The sequence below is a fragment of the Oerskovia douganii genome, from assembly GCF_015142735.1.
In the GTDB taxonomy this organism is placed as follows: domain Bacteria; phylum Actinomycetota; class Actinomycetes; order Actinomycetales; family Cellulomonadaceae; genus Oerskovia; species Oerskovia douganii.
This window is the reverse complement of record NZ_JACSPN010000001.1, coordinates 266,806-286,257: the sequence shown is the minus strand read 5'-3', so window position 1 is coordinate 286,257 and position 19,452 is coordinate 266,806. Positions and strand designations below refer to the sequence as shown.

General features: G+C 72.6%; 17 protein-coding genes. 5 read left to right on the top strand and 12 right to left on the bottom strand.

Annotated elements, in window-relative coordinates:
- Window positions 1-20: 20 nt before the first annotated feature.
- The gene (dinB, locus tag H9623_RS01245; RefSeq protein WP_193718257.1) at window positions 21-1,280 is read right to left on the bottom strand and encodes a DNA polymerase IV; all 1,260 of its coding nucleotides are present in this window, start codon (window positions 1,278-1,280) and stop codon (window positions 21-23) included.
- 22 nt (window positions 1,281-1,302) lie between these two features.
- Window positions 1,303-1,749: an SAV_6107 family HEPN domain-containing protein gene (locus tag H9623_RS01240; protein WP_193718256.1), complete on the bottom strand. Its 447-nt coding sequence runs from the start codon at window positions 1,747-1,749 to the stop codon at window positions 1,303-1,305.
- A gap of 103 nt (window positions 1,750-1,852) precedes the next feature.
- Here H9623_RS01240 and H9623_RS01235 point away from each other — a divergent pair, with 103 nt between their 5' ends.
- Window positions 1,853-2,959: a spermidine synthase gene (locus H9623_RS01235; RefSeq protein ID WP_193718255.1), complete on the top strand. Its 1,107-nt coding sequence runs from the start codon at window positions 1,853-1,855 to the stop codon at window positions 2,957-2,959.
- An 81-nt stretch (window positions 2,960-3,040) separates the two neighbouring features.
- Here the strand turns inward: H9623_RS01235 and H9623_RS01230 are convergent, their stop codons facing one another.
- The 5 genes from H9623_RS01230 to H9623_RS01210 form a co-directional block, all read right to left on the bottom strand.
- The gene (locus H9623_RS01230) at window positions 3,041-3,244 is read right to left on the bottom strand and encodes a cold-shock protein (protein WP_030150522.1); all 204 of its coding nucleotides are present in this window, start codon (window positions 3,242-3,244) and stop codon (window positions 3,041-3,043) included.
- 311 nt (window positions 3,245-3,555) lie between these two features.
- Window positions 3,556-4,503 (bottom strand): proteasome assembly chaperone family protein, encoded by a 948-nt coding sequence (locus H9623_RS01225; RefSeq protein ID WP_193718254.1) that lies wholly within the window; start codon window positions 4,501-4,503, stop codon window positions 3,556-3,558.
- Window positions 4,504-4,705: 202 nt separating this feature from the next.
- Window positions 4,706-5,146 (bottom strand): response regulator, encoded by a 441-nt coding sequence (locus H9623_RS01220; RefSeq protein WP_193718345.1) that lies wholly within the window; start codon window positions 5,144-5,146, stop codon window positions 4,706-4,708.
- Window positions 5,147-5,314: 168 nt separating this feature from the next.
- Window positions 5,315-7,036, bottom strand: a complete 1,722-nt coding sequence (locus H9623_RS01215) for a sensor histidine kinase (protein WP_321575193.1) — start codon at window positions 7,034-7,036, stop codon at window positions 5,315-5,317.
- Complete coding sequence (locus tag H9623_RS01210) at window positions 7,024-8,334, bottom strand: PP2C family protein-serine/threonine phosphatase (protein ID WP_193718343.1); 1,311 nt, start codon at window positions 8,332-8,334, stop codon at window positions 7,024-7,026. Before H9623_RS01210 ends, H9623_RS01215 begins: the two co-directional genes overlap by 13 nt.
- Window positions 8,335-8,475: 141 nt before the next feature.
- Between H9623_RS01210 and H9623_RS01205 the strand changes: the two genes are divergently transcribed.
- Complete coding sequence (locus H9623_RS01205; protein ID WP_227747950.1) at window positions 8,476-10,899, top strand: HelD family protein; 2,424 nt, start codon at window positions 8,476-8,478, stop codon at window positions 10,897-10,899.
- A 92-nt stretch (window positions 10,900-10,991) separates the two neighbouring features.
- A complete protein-coding gene (gene serA / locus H9623_RS01200; protein WP_193718253.1) occupies window positions 10,992-12,191 on the top strand; it encodes a phosphoglycerate dehydrogenase in 1,200 nt (399 codons plus the stop codon).
- Between the two features lie 99 nt (window positions 12,192-12,290).
- On the opposite strand, the gene H9623_RS01195 is transcribed toward serA, so the two are convergent.
- Window positions 12,291-12,482 carry a DUF5302 domain-containing protein gene (locus tag H9623_RS01195; RefSeq protein WP_191790651.1) on the bottom strand — a complete coding sequence of 64 codons (192 nt, stop codon included), beginning with the start codon at window positions 12,480-12,482 and terminating at the stop codon, window positions 12,291-12,293.
- Between the two features lie 111 nt (window positions 12,483-12,593).
- Here H9623_RS01195 and H9623_RS01190 point away from each other — a divergent pair, with 111 nt between their 5' ends.
- Window positions 12,594-13,670: an aldo/keto reductase gene (locus H9623_RS01190; RefSeq protein WP_193718252.1), complete on the top strand. Its 1,077-nt coding sequence runs from the start codon at window positions 12,594-12,596 to the stop codon at window positions 13,668-13,670.
- A 108-nt stretch (window positions 13,671-13,778) separates the two neighbouring features.
- Here the strand turns inward: H9623_RS01190 and nrdR are convergent, their stop codons facing one another.
- Complete coding sequence (gene nrdR / locus H9623_RS01185; protein WP_193718251.1) at window positions 13,779-14,303, bottom strand: transcriptional regulator NrdR; 525 nt, start codon at window positions 14,301-14,303, stop codon at window positions 13,779-13,781.
- Between the two features lie 445 nt (window positions 14,304-14,748).
- Window positions 14,749-15,192 carry a LysM peptidoglycan-binding domain-containing protein gene (locus tag H9623_RS01180; protein ID WP_193718250.1) on the bottom strand — a complete coding sequence of 148 codons (444 nt, stop codon included), beginning with the start codon at window positions 15,190-15,192 and terminating at the stop codon, window positions 14,749-14,751.
- Between the two features lie 246 nt (window positions 15,193-15,438).
- Here H9623_RS01180 and lexA point away from each other — a divergent pair, with 246 nt between their 5' ends.
- A complete protein-coding gene (gene lexA, locus H9623_RS01175; protein WP_193718249.1) occupies window positions 15,439-16,188 on the top strand; it encodes a transcriptional repressor LexA in 750 nt (249 codons plus the stop codon).
- A 105-nt stretch (window positions 16,189-16,293) separates the two neighbouring features.
- Here the strand turns inward: lexA and H9623_RS01170 are convergent, their stop codons facing one another.
- Window positions 16,294-17,247, bottom strand: a complete 954-nt coding sequence (locus H9623_RS01170) for an L-lactate dehydrogenase (RefSeq protein WP_321575192.1) — start codon at window positions 17,245-17,247, stop codon at window positions 16,294-16,296.
- Window positions 17,248-17,324: 77 nt separating this feature from the next.
- Window positions 17,325-19,382 carry an ATP-dependent DNA helicase gene (locus H9623_RS01165; protein WP_321575191.1) on the bottom strand — a complete coding sequence of 686 codons (2,058 nt, stop codon included), beginning with the start codon at window positions 19,380-19,382 and terminating at the stop codon, window positions 17,325-17,327.
- Between the last annotated feature and the right edge of the window lie 70 nt (window positions 19,383-19,452).

Sequence of the window (19,452 nt, the reverse complement as noted above, 5' to 3'; positions counted from 1 at the left end):
AGCGGTTGAATGTGTCCCCCTCAGGATAGTTCTACATCTGCCCCGGTGGTAGTCGAGCGTCGACGGGTGGACGCGGGTCCGATCGAATTCATCCCGAAACGGCCCCGGATCTGGTCCAGGGTGCGCTCCGCGGCTCTCTGGGCACCCGCGCCCTCCCGGACCGACTCCTCGAGGGTCGGCTGCTCGACCGCGTCCTCCCGGCGCTCGAGGCCCTCCGCGCGCACCCCGACGAGCCGGACCGGCAGACCGCGCCGGTCCACCCCGCGGACGAGCTCGAGAGCCACGGCGTGGATCTCCTGCGCGACGTCGGTCGGCGACGCGAGCGTCCGCGACCTGGTGAGCGTCCGGAAGTCCGAGGTCCGGACCTTGACCGAGACGGTGCGGGCGACGAACGACTGGCTGCGCAGCCGCGTCGCACAGCGGTCCGCGAGACCCAGCAGCGCCGACCCGATGACGGCAGGGTCGTAGAGGTCCTGCGCGAACGTCGTCTCGGCACCGATGCTCTGCTCGGTCCGTCCCGGGTCGACGGGACGCGGGTCCCTCCCCCAGGCGAGGTCGTGGAGGTGTGCGCCGGCAGCCTTCCCGACCGCGGCCTGCAACGTCGCGACGTCGGTGTCGGCGAGCTCGGCGACGGTCGAGATGCCCCAGCCGGCGAGGACCTTCTCCGTCCGTTCCCCGACGCCCCACAACGCACCCACGGGCAGCGTGCGCAGGAAGTCGACGGTCGCCGCCGCGGGGATCAGCAGCATGCCGTCCGGCTTGGCGTGCGTCGACGCGAGCTTGGCGACGAACTTGGTCGAGGCGATCCCCACCGAGCACGTGATGCCGACCTCCGCCCGGACCCTCGCCCGCAGGGCCTGCGCGATGAGCGTCGGCGCACCGAGCCTGCGACGTGCGCCGCTCACGTCGAGGAAGGCCTCGTCGATGCTGATCTGCTCGACCAGGGCCGTGATCTCGCGGACGATCTCCATGACCGCCCGCGACGCGTCCTGGTACGCCCCGTGGTCCGGGGGCACGACGACGGCCTGGGGGCACAGGCGTCGGGCGAGCGCCATGGGCATGGCCGAGTGGACGCCGAAGGCGCGGGCCTCGTACGTGGCCGCGAGGACGACGCTGCGCTCGGCACCGCCGACGATGACGGGGCGCCCCACGAGCTCCGGTCGGCGGGTGAGCTCGACCGAGGCGAAGAAGGCGTCCATGTCGACGTGCAGGATCGAGCAGCCCGTCTCGTCGTCCCCCCAGTCCCGGCGGGTCAGGACGGCCCGGGGCCCCCGGCTCACGGCAGACCCGGCACGAGACGGGTCACGAGGCCACGACCTGCAGCGACGGGTGGCGGACGAACCCGACGTCGGGGTCGACGAGCATGGCGACCTCGTCGCGGAAGTCCTCCGCGCAGGCCATGATCTCGTCCGCCCGCCGCGCCTCGACCGCGTCGAACCTCCCGGCGTCGACCGCCGCACGGGTCCGGGCCCCGCCCGCGAAGTACAGCGACCAGGGGGCCAGGCCTGGCTCGACGAGAGCGAGCATGTCCCAGACCGAGCGCGCCCGGGAGCGCGCCGGCGGTCTGCCCCGGAGAGCCACCACGGCCGCCGCGGCACGCAGCGCACCGAGGTGCGAGTGCACGAAGCGCTCCGCAGGATCAGCCGTGAGACCGGCCGCGACGAGCTCGGCGTCCGCGCGGGCCAGGAGGCGGGCGACGTCCGGGGCGACGATCCCCGCACCGGGGAGCGCTCTGTGCTGCGTGGTCATACGAACACCTCCGTCATCCATGATCGAACACCTGTTCGATCCTGTCAATCGCCCGGCGGGTCCGGTGGACGGGTCCCGTCGCTCGAGCCCCTACGGTTGACCCATGGGCCGCAAGACCACCCGACGCGCTCCGCGTCGTTCCTCAGCATCCTCCTCGCCACCCACAGAGCCGACGCCGCCCGCTCGGCGGGGACGCACCGGGGCCCGGCAGCAGGGGGCCGGGACCACCCGGGACCTGCCGACCGAGGAGGTCCGCACCTCGACCGGCACCGCCCGCCTGGTCCCCGACCCGGACGGCAGCACAGGCGTCACCCTCCTCGTCAACGGGGTGCCGAGCTCGCACCTCGACCTGGCGGACCCGGGGCTGCTGACGTTCGAGTACATGCAGCAGATGGCAGCGGTGCTCGCGGCGCTTCCCCCCGGACCGTTGCGGGTCGTGCACCTGGGGGCCGCGGGCTGCACCCTCGCCCGGTACGTCGAGCACGAACGACCGGACTCCCGCCAGCTCGCGGTGGACCTGGACGCCGACCTCGTCGCGCGGGTGCGCGAGTGGTTCTCGCTCCCCCGCGCCCCCCGCCTGCGGCTCCGTGCGGGAGACGCCCGGGCAGAGCTCGCCACGCTGCCGGACGCGAGCGTCGACGTCGTCGTCCGTGACGTCTTCGCGGGCGACACGACCCCCGGGCACGTCACGACGGCGGGCTTCGTGGGCGACGTCCTGCGGGTCCTGCGGCCCGGTGGGGTGTACCTCGCGAACTGCGCCGACCGACCGCCGCTGGCCCTGGTCCGCGCGGAGCTCGCGACGGCGGTCGCCGCGCTCACCGACGACGGGCCCCGCGACCGGGACGCCTGGGGCGACGTCGGCCTGATCGCCGAGCCCGGGCAGCTCAAGGGGCGCCGCTACGGGAACCTGGTGCTGGTCGCGGTCCGTCGCCCGTCCGCCGCCTCGCCCGGCGCGGGCGACGACCCCGCCGAGGCCGGGCTCGACCTGGACGGAGCGACGCTCGCACGCACGCTGCGCAGCCTGCCGGTCCCGGCCACCCTGCTCACGGGACAGGAGGCCCGGCGGTTCGCCGGGACCGCGGCGCCGATCGAGGACCCGCCGCCACCCGCTGCGGCCGCGGACCCCGCCTCGTCGTCCCTGCCCGACGCCGCCGCGCCCCGAGGTGCTGCGGCGGACGGTCGCCACGCAGTCGGGCGGGAGGACGGCTGACAGCAGCACGGAGGCCGCACCCCCGGACGGGGGTGCGGCCTCCGTCGCCGACCCGCGAGAGCCGGCGCACGATCAGGGAGATCAGAGCGGGCGGACGTTCTCCGCCTGCGGGCCCTTGGGACCCTGGGTGATCTCGAACTCGACCCGCTGAGCCTCTTCGAGCGACCGGTAGCCCTGGGCCTCGATCGCGGAGTAGTGGACGAAGACGTCGGCACCGCCGCCGTCCTGGGCGATGAACCCGTAGCCCTTCTCAGCGTTGAACCACTTCACAGAACCCTGCGCCATGCTGTTCCTCGTACCTTCTGTCCATGCGGGGACATCCGCGAACGGACCCTTCGCCCGTTCATCGAGCCACAGCCACGCGGACCCGCGACGCGCTCCGCGAGGTCCGGTCGTGGCGACCGCCGGCTGACTGGCACGACCCGGCGGACCGGGATCCTGCTGTGTCGACACCGGTTCACGCGAAGGCATGTCTCGAGCACGTCACTGCAACGAGACTTAGTTTTGCACGGTGAAGGTGAAGTTCGCCACGTCAGGCGCCGAGGAAATACCGTGATTCGTCCGCACAACCTCCGCACAACCTCCGCGCGGGGCCGTCACTCCCCCGTCTGCTGGGCAAGGAAGCGTTCGAACTCGGCCCCGAGCTCGTCAGCGGTCGGTATGGGCGCCGACTCCGCGAGCAGGCTCGTGCGCCCCACCGAACGGGCGAACGCGTCGTACTGCTCCTCGAGCGCACGCACGACCGCCGTGACCTCCTCGGACTCGGCCATCTGCCGCTCGACCTCGGCCACGGCCTCCTGAGCCCCCGACGTCAGCGCGGCGACCCGCAGGTCCAGCCCGGTCGAGCGCTGGACGTTCTCGAGCGCCACCACGGCCGCGGGCGGGAACGGCGACTGCGCCAGGTAGTGCGGCACGTGCACCGTGAAGCCCATCGCGTCGTGCCCCGACTCCCCGAGACGCAGCTCGAGCAGCGCGGCCAACGACCCCGGGACCTTGACCGTGCCGAACCACGACGTGTGGTCCTCGATCAGCTCGCGCCGGGTCGCGTGCGCGGTCACCGACAGCGGGCGCGTGTGCGGGATCCCCATGGGGATCCCGTGGAACCCCACGACGAGCGACACGTCGAACCGGTTCACGAGCTCGCGCAGCGCAGCGACCACGCGCTCCCACTGCAGGTCCGGCTCCATGCCGTGCAGGAGCAGGAAGCCCGTGCCCTCGGCGTCGCGCAGGTGGTCGATCGCCAGGAACGGCTCGTCGTACGACGCCCACCGGTCCGCGTCGAACAGCATGGTCACCCGCTTCGAGCGGTAGTCGAGCAGCTGGTCCACGTCGAACGTGACCAGCCGCGTGACCTCGAACTCCTCGAGCAGGTGGTCGACCGCGAGCTCGCCGGTCGTCCCCGCGTCCACGAAACCGCGCACCGAGTGCAGCATGACCGGTCCCGTCGCACGGACGGCCGCCTCCCCCTGCGTCCCCGTCGCCGCGGGCAGGACGCGCGCCACCGCGGCCTCGTCCACCTCGTAGATCCCTCGTGGGTCCAGCACCAGATGCTCCTCCGTCGTCGTCCTCGCCCGCCCAGGTCGTCGGCCGGGCGGTGCCGGCGCGGTTCTCGGGCGGTTCGATCAGGACAACACCGCGGGGTGCCCGATGCTTCCCGGGTCCCCCGTCACGACCGAGCCTCACGATGCGGACGCAGGTCACGCGCAGGTCCGGCCGGTGGTGGTCCGCCCGACGCGCGCCGAGCGGTCAGCGTGCGGGCAGCCGGACCACGGTGACGAAGAAGTCGTCGATCTGGCGCACGACGTCGATGAAGCGGTCGAAGTCGACCGGCTTGGTCACGTAGGCGTTCGCGTGCAGGGAGTACGACCTCACGACGTCCTCCTCGGCCTCCGACGTGGTCAGGACGACCACGGGGATCTGCCGCAGGACGGGGTCCGACTTGAGCTCGCCCAGCACCTCGCGCCCGTCCATGCGGGGCAGGTTCAGGTCCAGCAGGATCAGGTCGGGCGTCGGGGCGTCGGGGTACTCGCCCTCCTTGCGCAGGAAGGCCATCGCGCTGACGCCGTCGCTGACCACCGAGAGCCGGTTCGTCACCTTGTGGTCCTCGAACGCCTCGCGGGTCATGAGCACGTCACCGGGGTCGTCCTCGACCAGCAGGACGTCGATCACCTTGTGCCCGTTGCCCATGTCGTCCACCGCACCGTTCGTCGTCGTACCGGCCCGGTCCTCCCGAGCCACCCCGCGAGCCTAGTCGACGCGTGCGCCCGACGCGCCGGGCACGCCGTCACCGCACGGCCGCGGTGCCACGGCCCGCGTCGAGCAGGGTGCCCGTCCGCCGGGTACCCGTCGCCGCCCTCATGTCGGCGAGGGCGCACCGCCACCGTCGACCGAGAGGTGCGCGAGCGTGAAACGGACCGTCGTCCCGCCATCCTCGTTCGGCTCGATCCAGATCTCGCCCCCGTGGTGCTCGACGATCCGCTTGCACAGGGCGAGCCCGATCCCGGTCCCCTCGTAGACGTCCTTGGGGTGCAGCCGCTGGAAGATCACGAAAACCCTCTCGGCGTACTGCGCGTCGATGCCGATCCCGTTGTCGGAGACGCTGAACTCCCACGCCTTGTCCAGCGCACGGACACCGACGTGGACGACGGGTGGACGCTCCGGGTCACGGAACTTGATCGCGTTGCCCAGCAGGTTGACGAAGAGCTGCTCGAGCAGCGCCTTCTCGCCCCGCACGGTCGGCAGCGGGTCGTGCGTGACGGTCGCGCCGGTCTCGGTGATCCTCTCGTCGAGGTCCGACAGGACCACGGCGAAGGACTTCTCCAGGTCCACGGGCACCCGCTCGCTCCCGGTCCGCCCGACCCGGGAGAAGCCGAGCAGGTCCTGGATGAGGCGCTGCATCCGCTTCGCGCCGTCGACCGCGAAGTCGATGTACTGGTCGGCGCGTTCGTCGAGCTGCCCCCCGTAGCGCTTCTTCAGGAGCTGGGTGAAGGACGCGACCTTGCGCAACGGCTCCTGCAGGTCGTGGGAGGCCACGTAGGCGAACTGCTCCAGGTCGCGGTTCGACCGCGCCAGCTCCCGCGCCTGGGCCGCGAGGAGCTCGTGCGAGTGCTCGACCTCCGCGTGCGAGGCGCGGATCTCGGCGACCTGGCTCACGAGCTCCTGCCGCATGTGCTCGACGTCGACCGCGAGCGCCCCGATCTCGCCGGGCGCCTGGACGGAGACCGGCTGGCGGAGCTGTCCTGCGCTGACCACCCTCACCTGGTGCGCGAGGGTCGTGACAGGCTCCGTGATCCACCGCTTGAGCAGGCTCCAGAGGAACGACCCGACGAGGATCGCCGCGACGACCAGGACCACGACCGAGCCGAACAGCACCTGCGTCCAGAAGTCCAGGGACTGGACCTTCTCCTCGCGGACGTCGCGCAGCACCTTGATGTAGTCGCTCGTCGCGACCCGGGCCTCGTTGAAGAGCCTGGCCCCCTCGAGCCGTTCGTCCGTGGACACGGCGTCAGGCCCTCCCTCACGCACCTTCTCGACCGCGGGCAGCGCGAACGTCAGGGCCCATTCGTGGATGGCCTGGTGCGCTGCGTCGAGGCCGTCCGCGACGGGGGCGGACTTGGTGACGATCTGCGCCGTGCGGGGATCGTGGAGCGCGACCTCGCCCTCCGTGACGAACGAGCGGTCGAAGGCCTCGAGGTTCAGAGCGGTCCCGGAGGCCAGGTACGCCCGCACCGAGGACTCGGCGTCGATCAGGGACACGTACGCGCTGTCCGCCTGGGTGATCGCGTTGAAGTACGGGTTCGTGACGTCGTCCTGGAAGCGCACCACGTTGACGAGCGCCACGACCGATACCACGACGACCGCGAGCAGGATCGTCGCGGCGACGACCAGGAGGCCGCCGAGCCGTCGCCGCAGCGACGGGCCGGTGGGGGGCGCTCCCTCGTGCGCGGTCGCCGAACCGGGGCCCGCGTCGATCGGCTCGGGTGCCTCCGGCCCGGTGGGCGCTGCGCGGTCACCCGTGGGCAGGTCGTCGGGCGCGGGCTCCTGCCCCGTCCCGGCCGTCCCTGTCACTGCGACCACTCGTCGGAGTCTGCGAGGGTGGCCGTCCGCGCGCCGCGGGCGTCCTGGTCCGGGCCGCCCCACCCGACCACGAGCACCGCGGCGTCGTCGACGAGCGGCCCGCCGTGCAGGGTGCGGACCAGTCGGAAGACCCGTTCGACGAGCCCCTCGTCGCCGTTCGCGAGCTCCGTGTCGACGGCCTTGATCAATCCCTGGACACCGAGGCGCTCCCGACGCGGGAGCGCGTCCTGCGTGCGGGCCACGTCGGCCTTCGCGGGGAGAGCCGTCTCGCGGTCGTCCGCGAGCGTCGCCTCGATGAGCCCGTCCGTGTAGAGCATGAGCGCCCACGGCCCCTCGAGCGGCACCCGCTCGACCCGCCAGCCGCCGTCGACGGGGATGCCCAGCGCCCGGCCGCGCGACGTCGTCGGGAGCTCGCTGCAGGACCCCTGGAGGAGCAGCGGCGGCATGTGGCCCGCGAGGTAGAGGTCGACGCTCGTGCGGTCGGGCGCGATGACGACCTGGCAGAGGGTCACGAACACCTCCGGGCGGGCGCGCTCCGGGACCAGGACGCGTTCGACGAGGGGCAGGATCTGGGCGGGGTCGACGTCCGACAGGACCAGCGTGCGCCATGCGGTGCGCAGGGTCGCGCCGAGCGCCGCCTCGTCGGGGCCGTGGCCCGCGACGTCGCCGATCAGGCACAGGACGCTGCCGTCGGGGCGCTCGACCGCGTCGTAGAAGTCACCGCCGAGCAGTCCGTTGCCGCCCGGGATGTACCCGACCATGACGGCGATCGTCTCGTCCGTCACGAGCGGCGTGGGCAGCAGGGCGCGTTCGAGCCGCGCGGTCTCCGCGGCCCGCACCTCGCTGCGGTACAGGGCGCGCTGCTGCTCCTTGGAGCGGCGGCGCTGCACGGCGTACCGGACCGACCGACCGAGGAGGTCGCCGTCGACCTCCCCCTTGACCAGGTAGTCGTCGGCGCCGGCCGCGACCGCCTGGACCCCGAGGTCGATCCCGGTGTGCCCCGTGAGGACGACCAGCGCCGGGGGGTCGTTGCGGGCCTGGAGCCGCTCGACCGCGGACAGCCCGACGGCGTCCGGGAGGCCGAGGTCGAGCAGGATGCAGTGGACGTCGTGCAGGCGCAGCATCTCGAGCGCGAGGTCGAGGCTCGTCGCCCGGTGCAGCTCGACCTTGACCCGTGCGTCGTCGAGGAGCTCCTCGACCAGGAGCGCGTCCCCGTCGTCGTCCTCGACCAGCAGGACGCGCAGGAGGTCCTCCGGCGACAGGACTCCCGGGGCCGTGCCCTCCGGGCGAGGTGCCAAGGGCTCAGTCACCACGGCCCTCGCTCCCGTCAGTCGCCATGGTTCCCGATGGTAGATGACTCCGGAGCCTCGTGCTGGGAGGCGAGGGCCGAGCAGCCCGGCCCGGACGTTCGGGAGGGAGCGTGTCCACCCAGCCGGTCGATGGCGCCCGACGCCTCCCAGATCGGCAATAATGGACGGCTGCGTCGCGGGGTGCGCGAGCGGACCGCGAGGGACCAGACGACAGGACGGATCAGCGTGCGCGAGACGAGCGACCGGACGAGCGGGACGCCTGCTGCCGACGAGCAGGCCGGGCCGGAACGGGACGCCCCGGCCTCCGACCGTCAGAACGAGATCGGCAAGGAGCAGGCCGTCGTCGACACGCTGTACACGCGCCTCGACGAGCTGCGCGCCACGACCCGTTCGCGGCTCGCGGGCGTCCGTCGGACGGGCCCCTCCGGGTCGCCGCAGAATCGCAGCGAGCGCGACGCGTTCGCGACCCTCTACGAGGACCGCCTGGCACAGCTCGAGGCCGTCGAGGACCGGCTGGCGTTCGGCCGCCTCGACCTGGAGGACGGCGCGACCCGGTACGTAGGACGCATCGGGCTGTCCGACGAGGAGCACACCTCGATCCTCACCGACTGGCGAGCGCCCGCCGCCCAGTCCTTCTACCGAGCGACCGCGGCACACCCCGACGGGGTCCGCCGACGTCGCCACCTCGTGACCCGGGGACGGACCGTGACGGGCATCGAGGACGAGGTCCTCGACCTCACCTCGGACGCCGCCACCGACTCCTCGCTCTCGGGCGAGGGCGCGCTGCTCGCGGCGATGGCCGCGGGACGCACGAGCCGCATGGGTGACATCGTCGCCACGATCCAGGCCGAGCAGGACGCGATCATCCGCTCCCAGCTCGCGGGCGCCCTCGTGGTCCAGGGCGGACCCGGCACGGGCAAGACCGCCGTGGCCCTGCACCGGGCGGCCTACCTGCTGTACGCCCACCGACGGCTGCTCGAGCGCTCGGGCGTCCTCCTGGTCGGGCCGAGCCTGTCGTTCCTGCACTACATCGACCAGGTCCTGCCCTCCCTCGGAGAGACGGGCGTCGTGAGCACGACCATCTCCGAGCTCCTTCCCGGCCTCGTCGCCGACGGGGAGGAGCCGCCCGAGGTCGCCCGGATCAAGGGCCGCGCGTCGTGGGCCAGGATCATCCAGCGGGCGGTCCGCGCACGCCAGCGCGTCCCTGCCGCCGACCAGCACCTGCGCATCGACGGGCACGACCTGGTGGTCCGCCGCTCCGACGTGCGCGAGGCGATCGCCAAGGCGCACCGCACGCACAAGCCGCACAACCTGGCCCGCGTACCGTTCGTTCGGGAGATGCTGGGGCGCCTCGCCGACCAGTACCTGGTCGAGCTCGGCGGGCCCGTCGCGCCCGAGGAGCGGGCCGAGGTGATCGACGACCTCCGACGCCAGCGCGAGATCCGGATCGCGCTCAACCTCGCGTGGATGCCGCTGACCCCCGAGCGCCTGGTCGAGGACCTCTTCGTCAAGCCGCACCGCCTCGCCGAGGCGGCTCCGGACATGTCACGCGCAGACCGTGCGGCTCTCGCGCGCCCCAAGGGCTCGCCGTGGACGCCCGCCGACGTGCCGCTGCTCGACGAGGCCGCCGAGCTCCTCGGCGAGGACGACCAGGCCGCGCGCGCCCAGGCCAAGGCCGAGGCCGCGGACCGCGCGGCGAACCTCGAGTACGCGCGCCAGGTCCTGGAATCCTCGGGTGCGGGCGGCGGGATCGTCGGTGCGGAGATCCTCGCCGACCGGTTCGCGGGCGGCGGCTCGCGCCTGACCACGGCGGAGCGGGCCGCGCAGGACCGGACCTGGACGTACGCGCACGTCGTGGTCGACGAGGCCCAGGAGCTCTCCGCGATGGCGTGGCGTGCCCTGGTCCGCCGCTGCCCGACGCGCTCGATGACGATCGTCGGCGACGTCGCCCAGACGTCCTCGCTCGCCGGAGCCCGCTCGTGGGCGAGCATGCTCGACCCGCTGCTGCGCGACTCGTGGCGCCTGTCGACCCTGACGGTCAACTACCGGACGCCGACGCAGATCGCGGACACGGCGCAGCGGTTCGCCGCGGCCCACCGCCTCCCGACGTCGTCGCTCACCTCGGCGCGCGACGTCCCGGGCGCGCTCGTCCTGGCTCCCGTCGGGCCGGATCAGAACGTCCTGGCCGAGGTCGCCCGCCGGGTCCGGTCCTCCCTGGCGGAGTTCGTGGGTCCCGACGGCGCCGGCCGGGTCGCGGTCGTCGCTCCCGCCCACCGCGTGGCGGACGTGCGCGACCACCTGACCCGGACCCACGCGAGCGACCCGCTGCTGACCGGGCCCGCGGCCGAGATCGAGGCGCTGGGGGCCGCGCTCACGGTCCTCAGCCCGACCCAGGCCAAGGGGCTCGAGTTCGACGCGGTCGTCCTCCTGGAGCCCGCCGAGGTCCTCGAGGCGACCTCGGGCGCGTCCGAGCTGTACGTGGCGATGACCCGTCCGACGCAACGGCTCGTCGTCGTGCACGCCCGTCCGCTCCCGCGGGGGTTCGCCGACTGACGGGCGCGGGCACGCCCGCGCGCGGGGAGATCGCGTCGTCCGAGGGACAAGACTCGTTTGGTGCTCGCAGCAACTCGGCGCACCATAGACACGTGCTACGCGCCCTCCTCCTTGAAAACCTGCACCCCCTCGCCACCTCGATCCTCGAGTCCGCCGGTATCGACGTGACCGTGCGCTCCGGGGCCCTGGACGAGTCCGAGCTGATCGAGGCGCTCGAGGGTGTGAACATCCTCGGCATCCGGTCCAAGACCAACGTGACGGCCCGCGTGCTGGAGTCCGCCCCCGACCTCGTCGCGATCGGCGCGTTCTGCATCGGGACCAACCAGATCGACCTCAAGGCCGCGGCCGCCCACGGCGTCGCGACGTTCAACGCGCCGTTCTCCAACACCCGCTCGGTCGTGGAGATCGCGCTCGCGGAGATCATCGCGCTGACCCGCCGGCTCACCGAGCGCGACCGCGCGCTGCACGACGGCATCTGGGACAAGTCCGCCGAGGGAGCCCACGAGGTGCGTGGGCGCACGCTGGGCATCATCGGCTACGGCAACATCGGGACCCAGCTCTCGGTCGTCGCCGAGGCGCTGGGCATGTCGGTGGTCTTCTACGACACGGCCGAGAAGCTCGCCCTGGGCAACGCCCGCCGCATGGACAGCCTCGACGAGCTGCTCGAGACCGCCGACGTCGTGACGCTCCACGTCGACGGACGGGGTGGCAACGCCGGCCTGTTCGGCGAGAAGCAGCTCTCGCGCATGCGCCGCGGCTCGATCCTGCTCAACCTGTCGCGCGGCTTCGTCGTCGACACCGCCGCCCTGCGCGAGGCGATCCTCTCCGGGCACCTGTCGGGAGCCGCGATCGACGTGTTCCCCGAGGAGCCCAAGAAGCGCGGCGACCACTTCGAGTCGGACCTGCGCGGCCTGCCGAACGTCATCCTCACGCCGCACATCGGCGGGTCGACCGAGGAGGCGCAGGAGTCGATCGGCCAGTTCGTCTCCGGCAAGCTCCGGGACTACCTCGCGACAGGCTCCACGACGCTGAGCGTCAACATGCCGAACCTCGCGCTCGAGCAGAGCACGGGCGTGAGCCGGATCGCCCACCTGCACCGCAACACCCCGGGCGTGCTCGCGGCCGTCAACGCGGTCCTCGCCGAGCACGGCACGAACATCGAGGGACAGATGCTCGCGACCCGTGGCGACCTCGGCTACGTGGTGACGGACGTCGGCGCGGAGCTCCTGCCCGCGGCGATCGAGGAGCTGCGTGCGATGGACGCGACCGTCAAGCTGCGCGTGCTGTCCTGACGCCTCACGCCCGGACACGATGAAGGGGACCAGCCCGTCGGGCTGGTCCCCTTCGTCGTGCTCCGAGTGCGTGGGGCCGGTTCGAGACCCGGCCGGTGCTCAGCCGGACTTGCGGCGGAACGTCCGCTGCACAGGTCCGACGGTCTCCGAACCATGGACGGAGCCCGTGTTCGAGCCTCCGTCCGCGGTGCGGTGGCTCGCGGCGTTCTTGCGGTCAAGTGCCTCGCGGAACTTCGCCTTGGCGTCCTCGCTGGGCGTGGTCGCGGGTGTCTCGTCCTTCGACGTCGTCATCGGCGGGCCTCCTTCTCTCGGTGGATCAGGTGCGCCGTCGGGCGCTCCCGTGCCAAGCCTGTCGCACGCGGCCACCGAACGCCAGCGAATACGACCGGGTACGGTCGAGACATGTCGCACAAAGCACCGGAGCCGGGCACGGCCGTACCGTTCTCCCGAGCCGGGCGCTCGGGCCTGGTCCTGCCCCGCCTCTCGCTCGGCCTCTGGCAGAACTTCGGGGACTCGACCCCGTTCGCGGCCCAGCGCGAGCTCGTCCTGCACGCGTTCGAGCGCGGGATCGTGCACTTCGACCTCGCGAACAACTACGGTCCGCCGCCCGGTTCGGCCGAGGCCTCGTTCGGTCGCCTCCTGTCCGGTGACCTGCGCGGCCACCGCGACGAGCTCCTGATCTCCACCAAGGCCGGCTACCGGATGGGCCCCGGGCCGTACGGGGAAGGGGGGTCCCGCAAGTACCTGCTGTCGTCGCTCGACGCGTCGCTGCGCCGGCTGGGGACCGACCACGTGGACGTCTTCTACTCCCACCGCTTCGATCCCACGACTCCCCTCCACGAGACGATCGGCGCCCTGGCGACCGCGGTCACCTCGGGCCGGGCGACGTACGCGGCCATCTCGTCCTACTCGGCCGAGCGCACGGCAGAGGCCCTCGCGGTCGCCGACGACCTGGGCCTGCCGCTGGTCCTGCACCAACCCTCGTACTCGATGCTGAACCGGTGGATCGAGGCCCCGGGCCCTGACGGGCGCAGCCTGCTCGACGTCGTCGGCGACGCAGGCACCGGGCTCGTCGTCTTCTCGCCGCTGGCCCAGGGCGTCCTCTCCGACCGCTATCTCGACGGCGTCCCGGCCGACTCACGTGCAGCGCGCGGCGTGTCGCTGCGCAAGGAGCACCTCGCTCCCGAGAACCTCGCCCGGGTCCGGGCGCTGCGCGAGGTGGCGACCGGACGGGGAGAGCCCCTCTCCCGGACCGCCATCGCCTGGACGCTGCGCGACTCGCGCGTGACGTCGGTGCTCGTGGGTGCACGGACCGTCGAGCAGGTGGACGAGAACCTGGCAGCACTGGACTCGCCGCCGTTCTCGCAGGACGAGCTCGCGGCGATCGACGCCGTCACCACCGAGCCAGGGCCAGACGGGGCACCTAGGCCCCTGAACACCGGCGTCAACATCTGGGCCGCACGGTCGAGCGACCTCTAGCCCGGTCGAGCGACCTCTAGCCCGGTCGAGCGACCTCTGGCCGGGCTCGCAGGCGTCGCCGAGCGACGTCCCCGAAACGCGGGGTTAGGTGTACCCGGCCGGGTCCAGCTAGGCGCGGTCGGGCACCACGTCGGCGGTCGGCTCGTCGTCCGTCGCGGCCGCGTCGCCGGACGCAGCCGCACGCTCCTCGCGCTCCGCACGGAGCGAGTTGATGGCGGACTCGAAGTCCTCGAGCGAGTCGAACGCCTGGTAGACGCTCGCGAAGCGCAGGTACGCGACCTCGTCGAGCTCGCGGAGCGGCCCGAGGATGGCGAGCCCGATCTCGTAGGCGTCGAGCTCGGCGCTGCCGCCCGCACGGAGCGACTCCTCGACCTTCTGCGCCAGCACCGCGAGGTCGTCCTCGTTGACCGGGCGCCCCTGGCACGCCTTGCGCACGCCCGTGACGATCTTCTCCCGGCTGAAGGGCTCGGTCACCCCGGACCGCTTGACGACCGAGAGACTGGCCGTCTCGATCGTGGTGAAGCGCCGGTTGCACGCGGGGCACTGTCGACGGCGACGGATGGACGCTCCGTCGTCGGAGGTTCGTGAGTCGACGACCCGGGAGTCCGCGTGCCGGCAGAACGGACAGTGCATGAGGCGATACTCCTGTGGGCTGCGCGGGCCCTCCGGGCCGGTCGCCACGGAAGGTGCGTCCCGAACCTATGTCCCGACCTCGACGAGGCGCAAGACGCCCCGCCAGGCGAGCGGGTCACAGTCCGACCGTCGTCACCCGGGGACCGCGACCCCGCTACGCACCGGAGGACGGCTCACCGCAGGGCGCCCGACCGCTCACATGAGAACGGAGGTGGCCGTCGAACGGCCACCTCCGTCGGGACGCCCCCGTCCCCATCTCACGTCCGCGACTCGCCTCGCAGACGTCGACGCAACTGCGGAGGCACGCTGGGCGCGCCTCCTCCTCACCGACCGACCCCCCAGCCGGGCGGGTGAGGCAGTACTAACTTAGGCGAACCTAATGCGATTGCGCAACCCTCTCGACCCGCGCACGGCCCACCCTCGCCGCACGACCCGCCGGGCGACGTCAGCGGCCGAAGTCAGGATCCACGGGCAGGAGCAACCGCTGCCCGACCTGCAGACCGTTCGAAGAGAGGTTGTTCAGCTCCGCGAGGTCCACCATGACGTCGCGCACGTCGCGACCGCCCGCCGCCAGCGCGGAGGCATGCTGCCACAGAGTCTCGCCCGCCTCGACGACATGGACCCGCACCTCGACCGGCTCACCGGGACCCGAGGCGACGGCGCGGCCTCCCCACAGGGCACCGAGCGCCAGCACGGCCGCCACGAGGAGCACGAGCACCGCTCGCCCGCGTGCGGTCAGCCGTAACGGGGCTTCCTGCTGCCGCGCAGCCCTGCGCTCGACTCCCCAGCCCTGGGTCATCTCCATCGCACTGACACTCATCGCCGCTCCTCGGTCCGCGGTGCCCGAACCGCCTTCCCCGGTCGGTTCGAACACCTGTTCGTCGAACATCTGTACGATTTCTATCACCGAAGACGGCAGATGTCGAGACATGCTCGAACATGTGTTTGATTCGTGTCGCCGCGTGACCTACTCTGGTCGGGTACGGGTCGTCCGATATGTCGGGCGCTCGCCGAGCGGGACGTCCCGCACCGCGGGCGGACGGGATCACGGTCGACCGCGCGCAGGAGCCGGCGCCGCTCGCGGTGCCTCTCCGCAGGACAGGGACCGAGACGGCCGAGCAGGGCGGAGACGACGATGGCGGGACGGGTGGCCGACACCACGGGCGGGCTCGCGAAGGTGCACGAGCTCCCCGACGGCACGACCGGCGGGGACGGCCTGACGCCGCGCCAACGCCTCGTGCTCGAGACGATCCGCGCATCGGTCGAGCAGCGGGGCTACCCGCCGAGCATGCGCGAGATCGGCGAGGCGGTGGGCCTCACGAGCCCGTCGAGCGTCAAGCACCAGCTCACGACGCTCGAGCGCAAGGGCTACCTGCGCCGTGACCCCAACCGGCCCCGTGCGATCGAGGTCGTCCACAACGACGACAGCAGGGGCATCGCACCGCTCCCCGGCAGCGCCTTCCCGCGCGTCGAGGGCGTCGACGCCTCCGAGGACTCGCCCGAGCGGCCCACGCCGTCCTACGTGCCCGTCGTGGGCCGTATCGCCGCCGGTGGCCCCATCCTTGCCGAGCAGGTCGTCGAGGACGTGTTCCCGCTGCCCCGACAGCTCGTGGGCGACGGCGAGCTCTTCCTGCTCCGCGTGGCCGGCGACTCCATGATCGACGCCGCGATCTGCGACGGGGACTGGGTCGTCGTGCGCCGTCAGCCCGTGGCCGAGAACGGGGAGATCGTCGCCGCGATGATCGACGGCGAGGCGACCGTCAAGACCTTCAAGCGCATCGACAAGCACGTCTGGCTCATGCCGCACAACGCGGCCTACCGACCCATCTCCGGGGACGACGCACAGATCCTCGGTCGCGTGGTCTCGGTGCTGCGCAGCCTCTGAGCAGGCACCACGAAGGGGACGAGCCTCAGGGCTCGTCCCCTTCGTCGTGCCACGGGGCCGTCGTCCGGCGAGCGGACACCGGGCCCGCCGGCGCACCGGTCGTGGCTACAGACCGAAGCTCTTGGCCACCGCACGGACCGAGTCGGCGGACGCCCGCAGGCCCGCGAGCTCGTGGTCGGACAGCGGCACCTCGATGCGCTCCCCGCAGCCGCGTCGCTCGAGGAGCGAGGGGACGGACAGGCAGACGTCGTTGATCCCGTGGAAGTCCTCGAGCAGCGACGACACGGGCAGGACCCGGTGCTCGTCGTCGAGGATCGCCTCGATGATCCGGGTCGCGGCCAGAGCGACCGCGTAGTTGGTCGCACCCTTGCCCTCGATGATGCGGTAGGCGGACTGCACGACCTCGTGCGCGATGTCCTCGCGCACCTCGGCCGTGAGGGGCCCACGGCCCTGCAGGCCCTTCCAGTCGAGCAGCGGGACGCCGCTGATCGTCGCCGAGCTCCACAGCGGGATCTCGCTGTCGCCGTGCTCGCCGGCGATGTAGGCGTGGACGTTCTGCACCGCGACGCCGCAGTGCTGCGCCACGAGGAACCGCAGCCTGGACGAGTCCAGGACGGTGCCGCTCCCGAACAGCTGGTTGGGCGGGAGCCCCGAGTACTTGAGCGCGGCGTACGTCACCACGTCGACGGGGTTCGTGACCATGATGTAGATCGCGTTGGGCGCGACCTCGACGAGCCCGGGCAGGATCTTGCGGACGAGCGAGATCGTGGCCTCCGCGAGGTCGAGGCGCGTCTGACCGGGCTTCTGCTTGGCGCCGGCGGTGAACACGACGACGTCGGCGTCGGCGCACACCGCGACGTCGTCGGAGCCCTCGACCTTGGCCATCGGCATGAACTGGATGCCGTGCTGGAGGTCGAGGACCTCGGCCTCGACCTTGGTCCGGTTGATGTCGAGGAGGCTCACGGTGTGAGCGGCTCCGCGCATGAGCGCCGCGTAGGCGAGGGTCGATCCGACGGAACCTGCGCCGACGATCGCGAGCTTGGTGGTACGGGCGGGCACTGTGCCTCCTGGACGTAGTGCGTCGGCCGCCGGTCGCTGCACGAGCGTCCGACGTCCGCCGCGTGGACTGCCGGGTCTCAGCCTAGGGCGGACAGGCGCTCGAGCGCAGAGAGAACGACACGACGGTCGGTCGTGGTCCAGAAGTCCGGCATGGACCTCGTGAGGTAGGAACCGTAGCGGGCCGTCGCGAGACGCGGGTCGAGGACCGCGACGACGCCGCGGTCCGACGTGGACCGGATGAGGCGCCCGGCGCCCTGGGCGAGCAGCAGGGCGGCGTGGTTGGCCGAGACCTGCATGAAGCCGTTGCCGCCCGCGGCCTCGACGGCTCGGGCGCGAGCCGACTTCACGGGGTCGTCGGGTCGCGGGAAGGGGATCCGGTCGATGAGGACGAGCTGGCAGCTGGGGCCGGGCACGTCGACGCCCTGCCACAGCGAGAGCGTGCCGAACAGGCACGTCTGCGGGTCCGCGGCGAACTCCTTGACGAGGGTCGGGAGCTGGTCGTCGCCCTGGCACAGGACGGGGACGTCGAGGCGCTCGCGCATGGCCTCGGCGACCGCGAGCGCCGCGCGCCGCGACGAGAAGAGACCGAGGGTCCGCCCCCCGGCGGCGGTGATGAGGTCGGCGATCTCGTCGAGCTGACCGTCCGTGGCGGCCTCGCGGCCGGGCTGCGGCAGGTGCTTGGCGATGTAGAGGATGCCCTGCTGGGGGTAGTCGAAGGGGCTGCCGACGTCCACGCCGGTCCAGGTCGCACCGTCGTCGTCGAGCCCCAGGGACCGGGCGACGGGGTCGAACGTGCCGCCCAGCGCGAGCGTCGCCGACGTGAAGACACCCGTGCGCTCGGTCAGGAGATGGGTACGGATGAGGCCCGCGACCGCGAGGGGGGCCGCGTGCAGCTTGCTCACGCCGTCCCCGCTCCACCGGCCGTCGTCGCCCGCACGCGAGCACCACAGGACGTCGTGGCCCGCGGGGTCCTGGGCCATGCGCTCGGCGATCTCGAAGACCTGGAGCATGGTCGTCTGGGCCATCTTCATGCCGGTGTCGGGTTGAGAGCCCTGCCCGCCGGACGTGTCCGGCTTGAGGGCGCTCAGGACGGTACGGGCCGCGTCACGGACCGCGGCGACCGCCGAGCGCGCGTCGTCGGGCAGGCCGTCGGGGAAGCGCTCGGCCGGCAGCGCGGCGACGACGGTGCCGAACGCCCCGATGGCGAGGTCCAGGTCGGTCGTCTGGACGCCCCCGTGCCGGCGCGCGAGGCGCGCGGCGTGCTCGATGACGGGCACCGAGAGGTCTGCGGTCGCGGCGGCGGTGACGCGGTCGCTCAGCTCGTGCGCCTCGTCGACGATCACGACGCCGTGCTCGGGCAGGACCCCGGGCGAACCGGACGCGGCGATGCCCAGCATGGCGTGGTTGGTCACGACGACGTCGGCCTCGCGGGCGGACGTGCGGGCCTGGTCGGGGAAGCAGTCGTCGATGAGGGGGCACTTGGCGCCCAGGCACTCGAGGGCCGTGACCGAGACCTGCCGCCAGGCCTTGTCCGAGACGCCGGGCACCAGGTCGTCCCGGTCCCCGGTCGTGGTCTCCTGCGCCCACTCGCGCAGCCGCACGACCTGCTCCCCCAGCGCCGCCGCTCCCGAGGCCGCGCCGGGCGCCGGGTGCTCGGCGACGCCTGCGCGCTCCCCGCCCGTGGGAAGGTCGAACAGCGTGGGCTCGTCGGCCGGGTAGCCGCCCTCGATCTTGTGCTGGCACAGGTAGTTGTGCCAGCCCTTGAGCAGCGCGATGCGGGGCGGGCGCGGCAGCCGGTCGGCGACGGCCTGGGCGACGAGCGGGAGGTCACGCGTGATGATCTGGCGCTGGAGGGCCAGGGTCGCGGTCGAGACGATGACGCGCTCGTCCTCGCAGACGGCGTGCCGTACGGCCGGCACGAGGTAGCCGAGCGACTTCCCGGTGCCGGTGCCGGCCTGGACCAGCAGGTGGTCCGGCCCGTCCGCGCCGTCGATCGTCCGGGCCACGTCCACGGCCATCTGGTGCTGCCCGGCGCGACGGCCACCACCGAGGGCGCCGACCGCGAGGTCGAGCAGCTCCTCGACGTCAGGGGTCGCAGAGCCCGTGGTCAGGGTGGCGGTGAGGTCCTCGGGCACCCCGGAAGTCTACGTGGGGCCACCGACACGGCAGGGTCCGGGGCGGGGCGGCGGGGGGGGGGGCGGGGGG